At 45.3% G+C, this 14609-nt stretch carries 12 protein-coding genes and 1 pseudogene; 3 read left to right on the plus strand and 10 right to left on the minus strand.

Annotated features, from left to right (window positions below):
* Positions 1–686: 686 nt before the first annotated feature.
* From HMPREF9140_RS02400 to HMPREF9140_RS02430, 7 genes are all read right to left on the minus strand, one after another.
* Entirely contained in the window at positions 687–1979 is a 1293-nt protein-coding gene (locus HMPREF9140_RS02400) for an L-cysteine desulfidase family protein (protein WP_006951510.1), read from the minus strand.
* Positions 1980–2057: 78 nt separating this feature from the next.
* Positions 2058–2957: a DMT family transporter gene (locus HMPREF9140_RS02405; protein WP_006951512.1), complete on the minus strand. Its 900-nt coding sequence runs from the start codon at positions 2955–2957 to the stop codon at positions 2058–2060.
* Between the two features lie 22 nt (positions 2958–2979).
* The gene (gene msrA, locus HMPREF9140_RS02410) at positions 2980–3504 is read right to left on the minus strand and encodes a peptide-methionine (S)-S-oxide reductase MsrA (RefSeq protein WP_018571954.1); all 525 of its coding nucleotides are present in this window, start codon (positions 3502–3504) and stop codon (positions 2980–2982) included.
* 268 nt (positions 3505–3772) lie between these two features.
* Positions 3773–4699 (minus strand): thioredoxin-disulfide reductase, encoded by a 927-nt coding sequence (trxB, locus tag HMPREF9140_RS02415; protein ID WP_006951520.1) that lies wholly within the window; start codon positions 4697–4699, stop codon positions 3773–3775.
* A gap of 41 nt (positions 4700–4740) precedes the next feature.
* Positions 4741–5361 (minus strand): deoxynucleoside kinase, encoded by a 621-nt coding sequence (locus tag HMPREF9140_RS02420; RefSeq protein ID WP_006951521.1) that lies wholly within the window; start codon positions 5359–5361, stop codon positions 4741–4743.
* 11 nt (positions 5362–5372) lie between these two features.
* Positions 5373–5987 carry a deoxynucleoside kinase gene (locus tag HMPREF9140_RS02425; protein ID WP_006951522.1) on the minus strand — a complete coding sequence of 205 codons (615 nt, stop codon included), beginning with the start codon at positions 5985–5987 and terminating at the stop codon, positions 5373–5375.
* 2 nt (positions 5988–5989) lie between these two features.
* Positions 5990–7483: an alkaline phosphatase family protein gene (locus HMPREF9140_RS02430; protein ID WP_006951523.1), complete on the minus strand. Its 1494-nt coding sequence runs from the start codon at positions 7481–7483 to the stop codon at positions 5990–5992.
* Positions 7484–7639: 156 nt separating this feature from the next.
* On the opposite strand from HMPREF9140_RS02430, the gene HMPREF9140_RS02435 reads away from it, so the two are divergent.
* Positions 7640–8056 carry a hypothetical protein gene (locus HMPREF9140_RS02435; protein ID WP_006951524.1) on the plus strand — a complete coding sequence of 139 codons (417 nt, stop codon included), beginning with the start codon at positions 7640–7642 and terminating at the stop codon, positions 8054–8056.
* 38 nt (positions 8057–8094) lie between these two features.
* Here the strand turns inward: HMPREF9140_RS02435 and HMPREF9140_RS02440 are convergent, their stop codons facing one another.
* Positions 8095–8931 (minus strand): peroxiredoxin family protein, encoded by an 837-nt coding sequence (locus HMPREF9140_RS02440; protein ID WP_025073365.1) that lies wholly within the window; start codon positions 8929–8931, stop codon positions 8095–8097.
* A 525-nt stretch (positions 8932–9456) separates the two neighbouring features.
* Here HMPREF9140_RS02440 and HMPREF9140_RS02450 point away from each other — a divergent pair.
* Positions 9457–9957, plus strand: a complete 501-nt coding sequence (locus HMPREF9140_RS02450) for a DUF192 domain-containing protein (protein ID WP_238300748.1) — start codon at positions 9457–9459, stop codon at positions 9955–9957.
* Between the two features lie 145 nt (positions 9958–10102).
* Here the strand turns inward: HMPREF9140_RS02450 and HMPREF9140_RS02455 are convergent.
* Both HMPREF9140_RS02455 and HMPREF9140_RS02460 read right to left on the minus strand, forming a co-directional pair.
* A pseudogene (locus HMPREF9140_RS02455) lies at positions 10103–10312 on the minus strand (Arm DNA-binding domain-containing protein); the annotation flags it as partial.
* Between the two features lie 12 nt (positions 10313–10324).
* Entirely contained in the window at positions 10325–11554 is a 1230-nt protein-coding gene (locus HMPREF9140_RS02460) for a site-specific integrase (RefSeq protein WP_006951528.1), read from the minus strand.
* A 726-nt stretch (positions 11555–12280) separates the two neighbouring features.
* Here HMPREF9140_RS02460 and HMPREF9140_RS02465 point away from each other — a divergent pair.
* Positions 12281–14608, plus strand: a complete 2328-nt coding sequence (locus tag HMPREF9140_RS02465; protein WP_006951529.1) for a TonB-dependent receptor — start codon at positions 12281–12283, stop codon at positions 14606–14608.
* Position 14609: the final 1 nt, after the last annotated feature.

Genomic DNA, 14609 nt, shown 5'->3' on the forward strand with positions numbered 1-14609 from the left:
GATATTCAACTTGTGCGGATGGGATTTTCCGTGACGCGAGTCGTGAAATTATATTCTCATCCGAATTGCCGTCTATCTCTGTATTATTGAAATTTACGAACGCAAATCTACCTATTTTTACAGAACTCGCAATGATTTTCTGTCTGTCTCCCGGGCAGGGGAAATGTCGCCCTAGAAAAAAGTTGCTCTTCCCGGGTGGGGGAAACGTCGCCTGAGAAAAAAGTTGCTCTTCCCGGGTGGGGGAAACGTCGCCTGAGAAAAAAGTTGCTCTTCCCGGGTGGGGGAAACGTCGCCCTAGAAAAAAGTTGCTCTTCCCGGGTGGGGGAAACGTCGCCTGAGAAAAAAGTTGCTCTTCCCAAGTTTGGGAAACGTCGCCTGAGAAAAAAGTTGCTCTTCCCAAGTTTGGGAAACGTCGCCAGAGAAAAAAGTTGCTCTTCCCGGGTTTGGGAAACGTCGTCCTAGAAAAAAGTTGCTCTTCCCAAGTTTGGGAAACGTTGCCTGAAAAAAAAGTTGCTCTTCCCAAGTTTGGGAAACGTCGCCCGAGAAAAAAGTTGCTCTTCCCAAGTTTGGGAAACGTTGCCTGAGAAAAAAGTTGCTCTTCCCAAGTTTGGGAAACGCCGCCCAAGAAAAAAGAAGAGAGCCCAACTTATTAATTAGGCTCTCTTCAAAGTCGAACTACTCGACAGTTAGCAATTTCCTTTGTGAGTCATGATGTCGAGCACCATGTCGTCGGTTATGCACATGGCCTCCTTGCCGATGCTGGTTAAGTTGCGGATGGAACGGTCGACATCTTCATCAATTATTCCCTCGGCAGCTGTGACGTGCTTGCCCTCCATCGATAGTGTGGCCGAAAGAACGGCTGTCGATACGCCCGACGAGATTTTGAGCGAGCAACTGGGTTTAGCTCCGTCGCATATCATTCCGGTGAGGTTAGCAATCATGTTTTTCACCGAGTGACAGATATTGGTGTAGTCGCCCCCCATGAGATAGGTTATACCGCAACTCGAACCGATACTCGCAACCACGCATCCGCAAAGAGCTGAAAGGGTGCCGAGGCTTTGCTTGATGTAGATTGCCGTAAGATGACTCAGCGTGAGGGCTCGAATGAGTTCCTCGGGTGTGTTTTCATTCTCTTTTGCGAAGACGGCTACGGGATTTGTGGCACATATACCTTGGTTGCCCGAACCGCTATTGCTCATCACAGGAATTAGCGCGCCGCCCATTCGTGCATCGCAGGCCGAAGCGGTTTTGGAGATGATGTGCGAGAAGATGCTGTTACCGAAGATTCCACGGCTCAGTGGGCGGTCCATAACCTTTCCTAGACAATGTCCGTAGTTTCCTTTGAGAGCCTGTGCTGCAGCTCGCAGGTTGTAGCGTTTGGCTTCGAGGATGAATCTGATTTCGTCTATCGGGGTGGTTGTTGCAAACTCCCAAACAGTACGCAAATTCAGTTCCGGACCTTTTGTCGCGGTTTCGGCTGTACCAGGTGCCCGGTTGTCGAGTAATATTTCGCCGTTGCGTTCTTCATATACAATGTTGGTATGACTGTGGGCAATTATGGCCGAAGCAGTGTGCTCGTCGGCCTGGCATATCACTTCAATGTAAAGCTTTTCGGTTATGCCATCTTTCAGGCAGATGTCTATCGGACATTCTTCGAGATACTTCTTTCCTTGTTCGAGTGTTTCGGGTGTGAGGTCTTTTATTACTTCGAGTTTATATTCCGATTTACCGATAGTTGCTCCGAGTGCGATGGCTATCGGCAAACCAATCATTCCTGTTCCGGGAATGCCTACGCCCATTGCGTTTTTGAGGATGTTAGCCGAGAGGAGCACGCGGATGTGCGTTGGTTTTTTACCAAGAAGTTCGGTTGCGCGAGCGGTTGTGAGCGCCACTGCCATAGGCTCCGTGCATCCCACTGCCGGAACCACTTGTTGCTGAATAAGGGATATGATTTCTTCCCGTATGTTTTTCTCAAGCATAATATTTTTTCTCGTTAGGTTTTGGGTGATGCAAAAGTAAATAAAACTATGTGTCTTTTCTGGTAGGAGGGTGATGGGCTATATACCTTCGGCCTTGTTTGCGAAATAAACTCCGATTAGAATAAGGGCGCTGCCCAAATAGGCCATGAGCGTCATGGGTTCATCGAGGAATATTGCGCTGGCAATAACGGTGGTGATGGGATTGAGATATATGTAGTTCGATGTTTTCAGAGCTCCAAGTTTAGCGATAGCCCAACTCCAAGTGGCGAAACAGGCAAAAGAGGCCAGCACGCCCAGGAAGAGAAGATTTCCGCACACTTTGAGGTCGAGAAAGCCGCTCAGCGGGAAAGTCCATGGACTGATGAGGAAGAATGGAAGAGTGCCCAGAACGCCATAGAAAAATACCTTGCGGGTGATGAACACTGCCGAATAACGACTCGAAACACGCTTCATAATTAGCGAATAGATAGCCCAGCTAAACGAGGCAAACAGCGCGAGAAAGTAGCCTCGTAAATCGACATGAAGCACGAACTGACCGTTAAATATCACTACTCCGACACCGGCCATGGCTATGATGGAACCAATGAGAAGCTTCCAGCTCATTTTAACGCTGTCGCGGAAGAATATCAGGGCTAACATGACTGTCATGAGCGGGGCGGTGCATCCAATGAAACTCACGTCGTTGACATAGGTGAATCCAACGGCTTTGTTTTCGGCAACGAAGAATAGTGTTCCACCGAAGAAGCCGAGAAGGGCCATTTGAACTTCATCTTTCCAGCTCTCGGCGAAGAGCTTGCGCGGGGATATAAACCAGATGCAGATATAGGCAAGAAGGAATCGCATGAAGAATATTTCTTCGGGCTGCATACCTACTACAAGAAGTTTCTTGGTACTGATGAAGGTTGTGCCCCATATCATTACCGTGAGTATGGCCACGATGTGATAGAAGGCTGTGTTGTTTGTGCTGATTGTTTTCATGCTATAAATTAATATTACAAGGTTATTTGTTTGCTTTCCGTGCGTATTCGAAAAGGCTTGAGGGGATATGGCAATAGCCGTTGGGATTCTTTTCGAGATAGTCTTGATGATAGTCTTCGGCTTTGTAGAAGTTCTTGAGGGGTTGTAGTTCCACGGCGATATGGTCGTTAAGGTGTCTTTGCTTATGGTCGAAGAAGGCTTGAATGACGCTACGATCGTCAGGGTCGGTGTAGTAGACTCCGGTTCGATATTGCGAGCCACGGTCGGGCCCTTGCTGATTTATGGATGTTGGGTCGATGGCCTCGAAATATATTTCAAGTAGCTTGGTAAGGGTTATTTTTTCTGGGTCGTAGACAACGTGCACAGTTTCGGCAAACTGGGTTTTATCGGTACACACTTGCTCGTAGGTTGGATTCTTGATTTTTCCATTTGCGTAGCCCACCTCGGTTGCTACAACTCCTACCACTTGCTTGAAGAAATGTTCTGTTCCCCAGAAACATCCTCCGGCAAGATATATTTCGCGAGTTTTATGTTGTTCTGTTGTCATGAGTGTGTCTCTTTTGAGAGTGTTATTTGTTTTTGAAAAACCGCATGCCGTTATCAATTGGGTACAGAATATTGCAACGAACAGGCAAGCGGTAGACTGATAATTACGTCTTAAATGTCTTTTCATCTGTACTTACTATCTTATTAGAATTTCAATTCGTGCATTCACTTTTGGTGAGTATGCCGTCCCAGAGTGGGGGCGGCATTTACCTTTAATTACTCTCCAATTGTCTTATGAAATATCGGACAGCAATAACAGTTGAGAAGATTTATCGCAGGAAACGGTCGGCTTCGATAGCTGCCATTGCACCTGTCGCGGCGGCGATGACTCCTTGACGATAGGTCGGGTCGGCCACATCGCCGGCTGCAAATACTCCTTCGATGTTTGTTGCGGTCGACTTCGGTTTGGTGAGGATAAAACCTTGTTCATCGAGATCGATTTGGCCTTTGAAAAGGTCGGTGTTTGGCTTGTGACCGATGGCGAGGAAGAATCCGTCGATTGCGATGTCGAATTTTTCTTCGTTTGGCTCGCCTTTGAAACGCACGAGATGGGCGCCTTCTAATCCGTTATCGCCAAAAAGACCAAGGGTGTTTGTGTTGTAAAGGATTTCGATATTGGGATTTTCCTCAACACGTTTGCGCATAATTTCGGCAGCTCGTAGGTAGGGCTTGCGAACTATCATATAGACTTTTCGGGCCAGTCCGGCCAGATAGGTAGCCTCCTCACATGCTGTGTCGCCGCCGCCAACAACGGCTACGACGCGTTTGCGATAGAAAAATCCGTCGCAAGTTGCACATGCGCTAACGCCTTCGCCCCGATATTTTTCTTCATCGGCCAAGCCTAGATATTTTGCACTGGCTCCGGTTGCGATGATGAGTGATTCGGCTTCGATTTGGTTTCCGCTTTCATCCTCGAGCTTGAACGGTCTACTGGATAGGTCTGCTTTTACAATAGACCCGTCTCGAACATCAGCCCCGAAGTGTTCGGCCTGCTGTTTCATTTCCTGCATGAGTATGTTGGCGTCGATGCCTTCGTGGAATCCGGGGAAGTTTTCGATTATAGTGGTGGTAGTGAGCTGTCCACCTGGTTGGATTCCTGAGTAAAGTACTGGACTGAGGTTAGCGCGTCCACCGTAAATGGCTGCTGTGTAGCCTGCCGGTCCGCTTCCTATAATTAGGACTTTGATTCTTTCCATAAGATTTGATGTTATTTGTTGTTTATATGATGTTTCTTATTTCATTCAATGGGGAACAATCCGTAGAGTCGGTCGTCAATCATGTCGGTTATCCGCTGGAAATGTTGTGCATTATTTTCGAAATCGGTTGTGTCGCCGTCAACTATAATCATATGTCCATCGTAGGTTTTTATCCATTCCTCATAGCGCTTGTTGAGACCTCTGAGGTAGTCTATACGCATTGTTTGCTCATAGTTCCGGCCTCTACGTTGGATCTGATCGATGAGATGCGGCACCGACGAACGAATGTAGATGAGTAGGTCGGGCAGTTTCACCAGACTTAGCATGAGGTTAAACAGGTCTGTATAGTTTTCGAAATCGCGTTCGCTCATCATTCCCATGTCACGCAGATTGGGTGCAAAGATGCAGGCGTCTTCGAAGATTGTCCTATCCTGCACAACCGTTTCGTTCAAGCGGGATATGTCTACAATGTCGCGGAAGCGTTTGTTGAGGAAATATATTTGCAGGTTGAACGACCATCGGGCCATGTCTTCATAATAATCTTCGAGATAAGGATTGTTGTCCACCGGTTCGAAATGAGCCTTCCAACCATATCTTTTGGCCAGCATGGTTGCCAAAGTTGTTTTGCCTGCGCCGATGTTTCCGGCTATTGCTATGTGCATATTTATTTGTTCTAAAATAATCCGAAAAGTTCACGGTCGATTTTGTCGGTTATCAGTCCGAAGTCTTTTGGACGATGCTGAAAATCGAGCTTGTCGACGTCAATAGTCAATACCCTGCCTTTATATTGTTTGGCAGTGAAGTCGTCGTATCTGCGATTAATATTTTCCAGATATTCGATGGGTATTTTCTGCTCGTAGTTACGCCCTCGTTTCTCAATATTCTGCACGAGGTGGGCAACCGATGAGCGGAGGAATATCATGAGATCGGGCATTTCAATCTCGCGAGTCATTTGCTCGAACAGTTCCATGTAGGTTGAATAATCACGCTCGTTGAGGTTTCCCATCGCATAGTTGTTTGCCGTAAAAACGAATACACCCTCATATATCGAGCGGTCTTGAATGGTGTTATGACTAGTTTTTTGAATATCCAACAAAGCTTTAAATCGTTCTTTGAGGAAAAATACTTCCATTGCAAACGACCAACGCTGGATGTCCCGATAATAATCCTCAAGATAAGGATTATAGTCAACCGACTCGAACTTAGGCTGCCATCCGTAGCGTTCAGCAAGCATTGTCGTAAGAGTTGTTTTACCACTCCCGATGTTCCCGGCTATTGCAATCTGCATGTTTAGCGGGTATCCTTTTCGTTCAACAACGGTAAACGAATTTTTCCAATACTTCCGTTGGGCATTTGAATGTGTAGCATCGCACAAATAGTAGGCGCGATGTCTGTGATGTTTGTTTCGGCAAACGATTCGCCGTGCTGAACACCCCAACCGAACATGACCCATGGAATATGCGTGTCGTAGACAAAGGGTTGGCCATGTGACGTGCCTCGATAGTCGGGCGAATTCTTTGCACCAAAATATTGTAGTCGTGTAACTACACCGATTTCGCCAGAACGTCCCCTGAAATAGCCTTTCAACATACGGCTCCTAATAAATTCAGGCATGGCAACCGTACCAAGTTTCTCTTGGTCGAAAACATATAGAAACTGCGGGTCCTGTAGTAGAAAATTAATAGCCTCGTCTATCACCTCCTGTTTATTCCTACCGGATTGCGCAATAACCGAATCGTTTAAATAGAACTGATAGTTGTCTTCTTTCATAACCGGCATAATTCCGAATATAGCCTGCAAATGCTCATTGAGTTGCTTAACCGTTGTTTCGTAGCTCCATGCGCCGGCTGGAATACGATGTTCTTTCATGTAGTTATAGTTGTGAGCAGCTCCGTGGTCGGCCGTAAGAAAGAGTAGATAGTTGTTGCGTCCAACCCTGCTGTCTAACTCTTTTAGAAAGTGTGCAAGGTCTTTGTCGAGCTGCATATAAACCTCGCGATTTTCCTTTCCGCGTGTTGAATATTCGTGACCGATGGCATCTGTTGGTGATATGCTCACTGTGAGCATATCTGTTTCCTTTCCTTGTCCAAGTCGCTCATTTTTCAGTGCCGCCTCGGCCATACGGAAAGTGAGTGTAACGCCCATTAGCGATGTTTTTATGTTGAACTTAGGTTCTGTGTGATTCTTCTTATTGAACTCTTCTACCCACTTCGGCAGTTGAGTCATATAGAAAGTTGAACTTACGAAATGCCCTGCTGATGTATCCCACCAATATGCAGCATTAGCCGAATGACCAGCTGGAAGAATCGCACCACGGTCTTTCAAAGCTATTCCAACAACCTTAGATCGGAAATCGGTTGCTACGCCCAGTTCGTCGCCTATTGTGGATGTGAGCATCCGATGCGGACTCATTTTCCCTTCCCTACTAGTCGAACCAACACTCTCTACATTCGGGTCATAACAGCAATAAACAGGCTTATCATCATCATAGAAGTTGTTTCCCGCAATCCCTGTAAATGCCGGCACGGAACCCGTGAAAATCGAACTGTGCCCAATGGAAGTCACCGTAGGTGCATAATCAATCTGTGTATTTTGGAAAGAAAAACCCTCACTGAGCAAAAGCCTCAGACCGTTGGTCCCGTAGTCGTTGTAATAATAATAAAGGTAGTCCCACCGCATTTGGTCTACAACGATCCCAACCACTAATTTCGGTCGGGAAAACTGTGCCTGAATCTCAGTTACGAGGAGCAGTGTTATCAGAAAAAGAGCAAGCTTTCTAATCATTTTATTTCGGTTTGTATTAGTCGTTAGGCGCTGTTTATTAAGGTTTGAGAGGCCTCCAACCGCTTGCAAAGATAGAATATTCCGCCGGAAATTCATTACTTTTGCCTGGCCAGAAGAACCATCCTAAGTACAATGCAAATCAAAGGACAAATCCAAATGAAACGAACATCCAACAGTAAACCAACCTACACCATTCCTGTTGCAATATGTGCCATTACATTGTTTGCTGGAAGCATACTTCTTTCCATTTTGATGGCTACTCGCCAGATGGCGCCACCTCGCAAATATAATGTTAACACATCAGGTGAAGTCATCGGCATCGATACAACTTCAAAGATTCCTGTCCTAACCAAACAGGAAGCCGAAAAGGTTGAAGAGAAAGAAAATAAAAAAGTGGAATATATTGAACCTGAACCCACTCCTTCAAAAACTGCCGAACCGGATATTGAATCTCCTGCCGAGCCCGTTATAGTTCCATCTACTCCTCCCACCGCTACGAAAGAAGAGCCTGTACCGATTAAAGTACAGAAGCCCGAGATGAAAGCTCCAAAAATTGAACAGGTTGAACAGTGAGCCCATCAATAAATACCTTCCTAATACGGAAATAAATACTACTTATAAATTTCTTCCAGTTTCTTCTGTAGATTATCTCCTTGAAGATCTAATGCGATTATTTTACCGTCAGGGTCGAGTAGGACATTTGCTGGAATTCCACGAATACCATAAAGTGAAACCGCTGCACTTTCCCAATATTTCAGGTCGGACATCTGCGGCCATGTCATACCAAACCTTTCAACAGCTGCCGCCCAGTTTTTCTTATCCTTATCGAAACTAACGCCGACAATCTCCAAACCTTTATCATGGAATCGTTTGTATGCCTCAACTACATTAGGCATTTCCCTAAGACATGGACCGCACCAACTAGCCCAAAAGTCAACAAATACATATTTCCCTTTTCCAGCCCATTGACTTAGCTTTACCATCTTACCATTCAAATCTAACATCTCGAAATCTTTGAACATCATACCCGGATGACGTAGTTCAAAGGATGCTAGCAGTTTCTTAGGTCGTTCCATCTGCGGCTCATTGTAATATCCACTATTAGAATCCACTGCCTCTTTCAACTCATCATATTCAAGACTATACATTGCTGCTTCCACATATTTTGCGGGAAACTTAGAATCTTTGAACTTTCTAACGATTTCCATAGTTAAAACAGTTTGCACGGAATCCAAAGAGTCGGCTTTGACAGTAATTTCTAGCATTTGCTCCTTGTCAGCCTCCGTCAAACTATTGGGATTCTTCTCCGCAATTGTTTTATAGAGCTCAACGAGAGAATTATATTCCTTTTCGAGCTTATTCATCTTGTCCTCATACGACTTTCTATCCTGTGCTTGCACGGTAAAAAAGCTTATAGAAAGCATTACTATTAAAAATACTCTTTTCATCGGTTTATAAATTAATTTCATTTTTTTTGTTTGTCCTCCCCTGCGGACTTTCCGCAAAGGCCGCGTAAACTTACAAAACGCTTGCGAGATTCCTGCAAGACCGATACGAAAAATGTTTTGCGGTTCATACGAGGGCAATCTTTTACATTTGGAGTCCATCCCATTTACAGCATGCTTGTAACAGGGTTACGAGCAAAGTGTAACGAGATTACAAGCATGCTGTAACACGACAAGTTGCTCAAAAGCGGCCTGGAAGAGACTTCTTCGCGTGTTTTTAACATGCCCAACAGACGAACAGGGCAATCGATAGAACGAGGTGGAAAGGTAGCAAGTTACATTCTTAGTTATACCAAACTGGCCTTTGCAAGCATCTGCAACATAAATAAAATATTTGCTTTCAGCGTGGCAAAAAACAACCAAGAAAAACAACAAAAACTTTTTCGTGTTTTGCAAAAAATAGATTACCTTTGCTTTCGGAAGAGCTGTTTCTTATCCACAACACCATAAATTACAGACCAATAAATAATGAATTGTATTATGACTTACAAAGGATTAACCACGAAAAAGTTTTTACAGGTGCATGCGAAGCTGGTGCTGAAAGGAGCGGTTGTATTGTGCTGCGCCATTTTTAGCGCATGTTCAACATCTGTGCTCGAATTTGAGAAAAAGGATTTGGCAATTACAAATCTTGACGGCAAGACCATTCCCATAACAGTTGAGCTTGCCCGCTCTCGCCGAGAGATGACAAAAGGCTTTATGGGGCGCACAAATATTCCCGATGGAACGGGCATGCTTTTTGTGTTTAAAACAGACCGAAAGATCGCCTTCTGGATGAAAGACACGCCTACGCCCCTTTCAATCGCGTTCATCAGTGCAAGTGGCGAAATCTGCGAAACACGCGATATGGCTCCGTTCAGTGAGGCAAGTGTAGAGTCGTCGCAATCTGTGCGCTATGCGCTCGAAGTGCCGCAAGGCTGGTTCAAGAAGAACAACATTGGGCCGGGATGTGCTATAAAGCTACCATAACCGATGCTGACGACACCTGCCGCACAAACGCAGCAGGCCAATTTGCCTGCGGTAAGCTAACAACCCAGGAGGGATTGGCGTATAGTAATGGCAATTGAAATATAGGTGGTATTTAGAGCCACAGCCATCTTATCCCGAATTGGCGTAATTCCCTGAACTTGCCAATTCTTTGATTGGTCTTCTTATCGGTTGTCATCCCTTGCCTACTGTTCCACTCGGAGGATTTGCATTCCTCGCCTGTGGTAATGGCGGTACTCTTTCCGTCTATGGTGATACGGCAGAGAATAGCGGTCTTGCCGTCTGCTTTTATTTTCTTTCTGTTGATGTAAAACAATATCTTAAATGTACTTCTCATAAAAAATCTTGGTTAAATGGTTAAACGCAAATCTTCAGTGAAAGAAAGGAAACGGTTAAACTCCTCAAAGAGTTTCTGCGGTGTAACCTTCGCATAACGTTCGGTCATACTTACGTTCGTATGTCCGAGCATCTTGCTCACCGTTTCAATAGGAACGCCCTGCTCCAATGTGATAAGTGTGGCAAAGGTATGTCTTGCCGTGTGCGAGGTAAAGGGAAAAGAAATACCTGCTCGTAATCGTAAGGCTTTGAGACAAGACTGATAAGTGGGATATTTTATGAAAGGCAGTAGTGCTTCCCTTTCATCGCTGTGCATTTTCTCAATTAACCGAACAGCTTCGGGCAACAGCTTGATACGACAAAGCACGCCCGTCTTCTGCCGGTTGAACTTCAACCAAAGGCTACCATTATCATCACGAACAAGATGCTTCTTGCTTAGTTCCATCAAATCACAATAGGCTGCACCGGTATAACAGGCGAAGAGAAACACATCACGAGCGGTTTCCATTTCCTCTTCCAACTCATCAAAGCAGATTGCCTTCAACTTGTCCAATGCTTCTTGGTCAAGTGCCTTCGGTGTTTTCTTGTCTCCGCGTTCTATATGGACTTTGTCAAACAGAAGCGTATCAGCCAGCCCCTCACGATAAGCCAGCCTGCAGCCAGTCTTCAAATCTGCTGCAACTCTGAAAAATGTGCTTTGCTGATGACCGAGTTCGCCAAGACAGAACGTCTGCAATTCGTAGATGAAGCTTTCTGTAAGCTGCGAGAAAGCCAAATCTGAAACATGACACTTCTTCTGAATGAACTCCTGCAATCGTTTTCGAGTGGAATAATAGGCGGACATAGACTCTTCCTTGATGTCTATACCGATATGGCTTTCCTTCTCCTTGATGAGCATATCCAATCTCTCGATGAGCATACATCGTGCCTGCACACAGCCTTGAAACTGTTCCTTTACATCGGTTGCATCAAATGGCTGTCCTTTGGCAATTAGCGACTGATAGGCAGATTGAATGGAAAGCAACAGGTTCTCCAATCTCCCATTTACCTCCACCGCCTCGCGGCTCTTGCCGTCCATTCTGCTCTCACGTGAATTCCATAAGTCGGGATTGCAGGAGAGTTTACAACTGAACTGGGCAATGGAACGCTCAATGGTAATACGCCCCATAATCGGAGCTTTCCCCAACTTGTCCAAACTGCTCTTTTTAAGGTAGAGCAGCACCTTCATTTTCTCTGTTTTCATACGCTTTAATATTTGTGGGCAAAGTTACCCGAATTAAAGCGTTCCTCACTTACGCAGAAAACTGCCGACCGAAGCAACAGCCACACGAGCGAAAATAATTCAGTTACCGAATGCTGCACCATCGTTACCAACATCAAAACAAGGTAACACTCTGGTAACTGAACTTCTGCCTAAATCTGCATATTCCTGCCCTTTTTGAAAAGAGCACTTCTATGCAGATCGTTCCGTTTATCACTCATTATCAGTTGGTTTGCGCCAGCTTCGATTTCTCTTCATTTTCAGTGATTAGTTACATACTTACTCCATTCTATTTATATACAGAGTTCCTTTTATTTATATACGTACTCCCTTCTATTTACATTAGGGAGTTGTATCATAGACATACTGGAGAAATCGAATTATCATCGTGATGAAACAAATTTATCATCACGATGAAACGTTTGTATCATCATGATGAAACTAATTTTTCATAATGATGATAATTTAATTTCTCGGTTTAGAAAATAATGAGAGTACGTATACAAATAAAAGGAACTCCGTATATAAATAGAATGGAGTACGGGAATAATCGCTTCGGAATAGGGTTGTAATCGCTCGGGGATACGGGAATAGATACACGTGGACTAGCGTGTAATTTCTCGTGGATAAGCGTGTGTTATGATTAACTTTCCCCATACCTTTGCTTCGGTTCTCTTAATTATTACCATAAGACATAAAAATTATACTATGAGATTTATTCTTTGGCTGGCATTGATGATTTCTGTGCCGGCTATAGCACAAAAGAAAGTAACGGTAAGCGGATATGTTCAGGATGCTCAATCGAGCGAAACTCTATTGGGAGCTATTATTCAAAACCGAATGTCGAATGTCGGAACAACAACTAATTCATTTGGATTCTATACAATCACGATGCCGGCCGGACAGGTGAAGCTCCGGTGCTCGTATGTGGGCTACGGTGGGGAAGAGCTTAATTTGCAGCTCGACCGCGACACGGTTATTAACTTCCGGCTTAGACAGTCAACCGAATTGTCGGAGGTCGTTGTGGTATCGAAAAATAATGCTGGCATTCAGGCTACCGGAATGGGTGTGATTGATATTCCCGTAACTCAGATTTCGCATACACCATCGCTGCTTGGCGAAACTGATGTGATTAGAACGCTACAGATGTTGCCTGGAGTGCAGACGGGAATGGATGGCATGGCAGGGTTCTATGTGAGAGGTGGAAATGCTGACGAGAATCTGATTCTGCTCGACGGGACGCCGATTTATAAGGTTGACCACATGTTCGGCTTCTTCTCCGTGTTTACACCCGAGGCATTGAAGAAGGTTACATTTTACAAGAGTTCCTATCCGGCACGCTACAATGGGCGGCTGTCGTCGGTTGTGGACGTACGAACCAAAGATGGAGATATGCGCCGCTTTCACGGTACAGCATCAATTGGTTTGCTCACGAGCCGAGTGCAATTTGAGGGGCCTATAATAAAGGATAGAACGTCGTTCAACTTTTCCGGGAGAACAACCTATGTGAAGTGGCTCGCGCAGCCTTTCATGGAGAAGGACGACAAGTACGGCTATCAGTTCTACGACCTGAATTTGAAGATTAATCACCGATTCTCTGACAAAGACCGACTCTATCTCTCGGCCTATCGCGGTAGAGACGTGATGGACCAGGATACTAAAGATTATCCGAACCGTTTCGGCGTAGACGTAGGCTGGGGAAATACAATCGCATCGTTGAGATGGAACCACATCTTCGGTAACCGACTCTTTGCAAACACCACCGTTGCATATAACAACTACGATATGGATCTTTACAGCTTCGACCATAGCACTTGGGATAGTGGCAACTTCGAAAACATCGATGTTACTTACGGCTCGTCGATTAAAGACTGGTCTGCCGCCATCGACTTCGACTACGAACCTTTGCCGCAGCACAGTATAAAGTTCGGCGGGTCGTACACTTATCATACTTTTGTACCCGAAGTTGTAGGCAGCGACTACCAGAAAAAAGGAATGTACGAGGAACCAACCAAAGAGACATTCTTGCTGCCGAAACGCCCAATATATGCCAACGACGCACTGGTTTATGCTGAAGACGATTGGAAAATCGGCGATGCTCTGACCATGAATATCGGCGGGTCGATGGCTATGTTCCGCGTTCGTCGTAAAACCTATGTAAGCTTTCAGCCCCGTGTATCGGTACGCTGGCAAATGTTGAACGACGTGGCATTGAAAGCATCCTACAGCGAAATGTCGCAATGCTTTCACCTGCTCACTTCCATGCCCATCTCAATGCCAACCGACCTATGGGTACCAATAACCGAAAATATTAAGCCCGAACGCTCGCGCCAGTTAAGCGTCGGAGCTTACTATACCGGGTGGAAAGGCTGGGAAATATCTCTCGAAGCCTACACAAAAAAGCTAACCAACGTACTCGAATATAAAGACGGTATGGGATTTATGGGATTCTCGGGTAACTGGGAACGACTCGTGAGTATGGGCGAAGGACGCTCAATGGGACTAGAGTTCATGCTCCACCGAACCGTTGGACGGGTAACCGGATGGCTGGCCTACACGCTATCGAAATCCGATCGCCAGTTCAGTAAGGAAAGCGGAGTCAATGGAGGCGAACGATTCCCCTTCACCTACGACCGTAGGCACAATCTCAACCTCGTGTTCAATTGGAAAGCAGGTAAAAACTTCGATCTTGACGCCACCTGGGCCTATTACTCCGGAGTAGCCGCTACTATAGCCCTCGAACAAGGCTACATAGTGACGCCCGAAGGCTCGAAGATTGCCGACTATGTTTCGAATCGCAATAACTATCGTCTTCCGCCCACTCATCTGCTTTGTCTCGGGGCCAACTTTCGCAAAATGCTCAAAAGAGGCATTGAGCGCACATGGAACATAAGCATCTACAATGCCTATAATGCCATGAATCCAACGCTCGTTATCAAGAAAGACAAAGTTGGTACGGGACAACAATATCCTAAGCTGAACAAAATAACCATCCTACCAATCATCCCATCATTCACCGTTACATATAAATTCTAAG

Source organism: Prevotella micans F0438 (genome assembly GCF_000243035.1).
Taxonomy (GTDB): domain Bacteria; phylum Bacteroidota; class Bacteroidia; order Bacteroidales; family Bacteroidaceae; genus Prevotella; species Prevotella micans.

Excerpts from the sequence above, each read along its gene's own strand:
- HMPREF9140_RS02400 (WP_006951510.1), bottom strand. The coding sequence starts at position 1,979 with ATGCTTGAGAAAAACATACGGGAAGAAATCATATCCCTTATTCAGCAA.
- HMPREF9140_RS02405 (WP_006951512.1), bottom strand. The coding sequence starts at position 2,957 with ATGAAAACAATCAGCACAAACAACACAGCCTTCTATCACATCGTGGCC.
- msrA (WP_018571954.1), bottom strand. The coding sequence starts at position 3,504 with ATGACAACAGAACAACATAAAACTCGCGAAATATATCTTGCCGGAGGA.
- trxB (WP_006951520.1), bottom strand. The coding sequence starts at position 4,699 with ATGGAAAGAATCAAAGTCCTAATTATAGGAAGCGGACCGGCAGGCTAC.
- HMPREF9140_RS02420 (WP_006951521.1), bottom strand. The coding sequence starts at position 5,361 with ATGCACATAGCAATAGCCGGAAACATCGGCGCAGGCAAAACAACTTTG.
- HMPREF9140_RS02425 (WP_006951522.1), bottom strand. The coding sequence starts at position 5,987 with ATGCAGATTGCAATAGCCGGGAACATCGGGAGTGGTAAAACAACTCTT.
- HMPREF9140_RS02430 (WP_006951523.1), bottom strand. The coding sequence starts at position 7,483 with ATGATTAGAAAGCTTGCTCTTTTTCTGATAACACTGCTCCTCGTAACT.
- HMPREF9140_RS02435 (WP_006951524.1), top strand. The coding sequence starts at position 7,640 with ATGAAACGAACATCCAACAGTAAACCAACCTACACCATTCCTGTTGCA.
- HMPREF9140_RS02440 (WP_025073365.1), bottom strand. The coding sequence starts at position 8,931 with ATGAAAAGAGTATTTTTAATAGTAATGCTTTCTATAAGCTTTTTTACC.
- HMPREF9140_RS02450 (WP_238300748.1), top strand. The coding sequence starts at position 9,457 with ATGAATTGTATTATGACTTACAAAGGATTAACCACGAAAAAGTTTTTA.
- HMPREF9140_RS02460 (WP_006951528.1), bottom strand. The coding sequence starts at position 11,554 with ATGAAAACAGAGAAAATGAAGGTGCTGCTCTACCTTAAAAAGAGCAGT.
- HMPREF9140_RS02465 (WP_006951529.1), top strand. The coding sequence starts at position 12,281 with ATGAGATTTATTCTTTGGCTGGCATTGATGATTTCTGTGCCGGCTATA.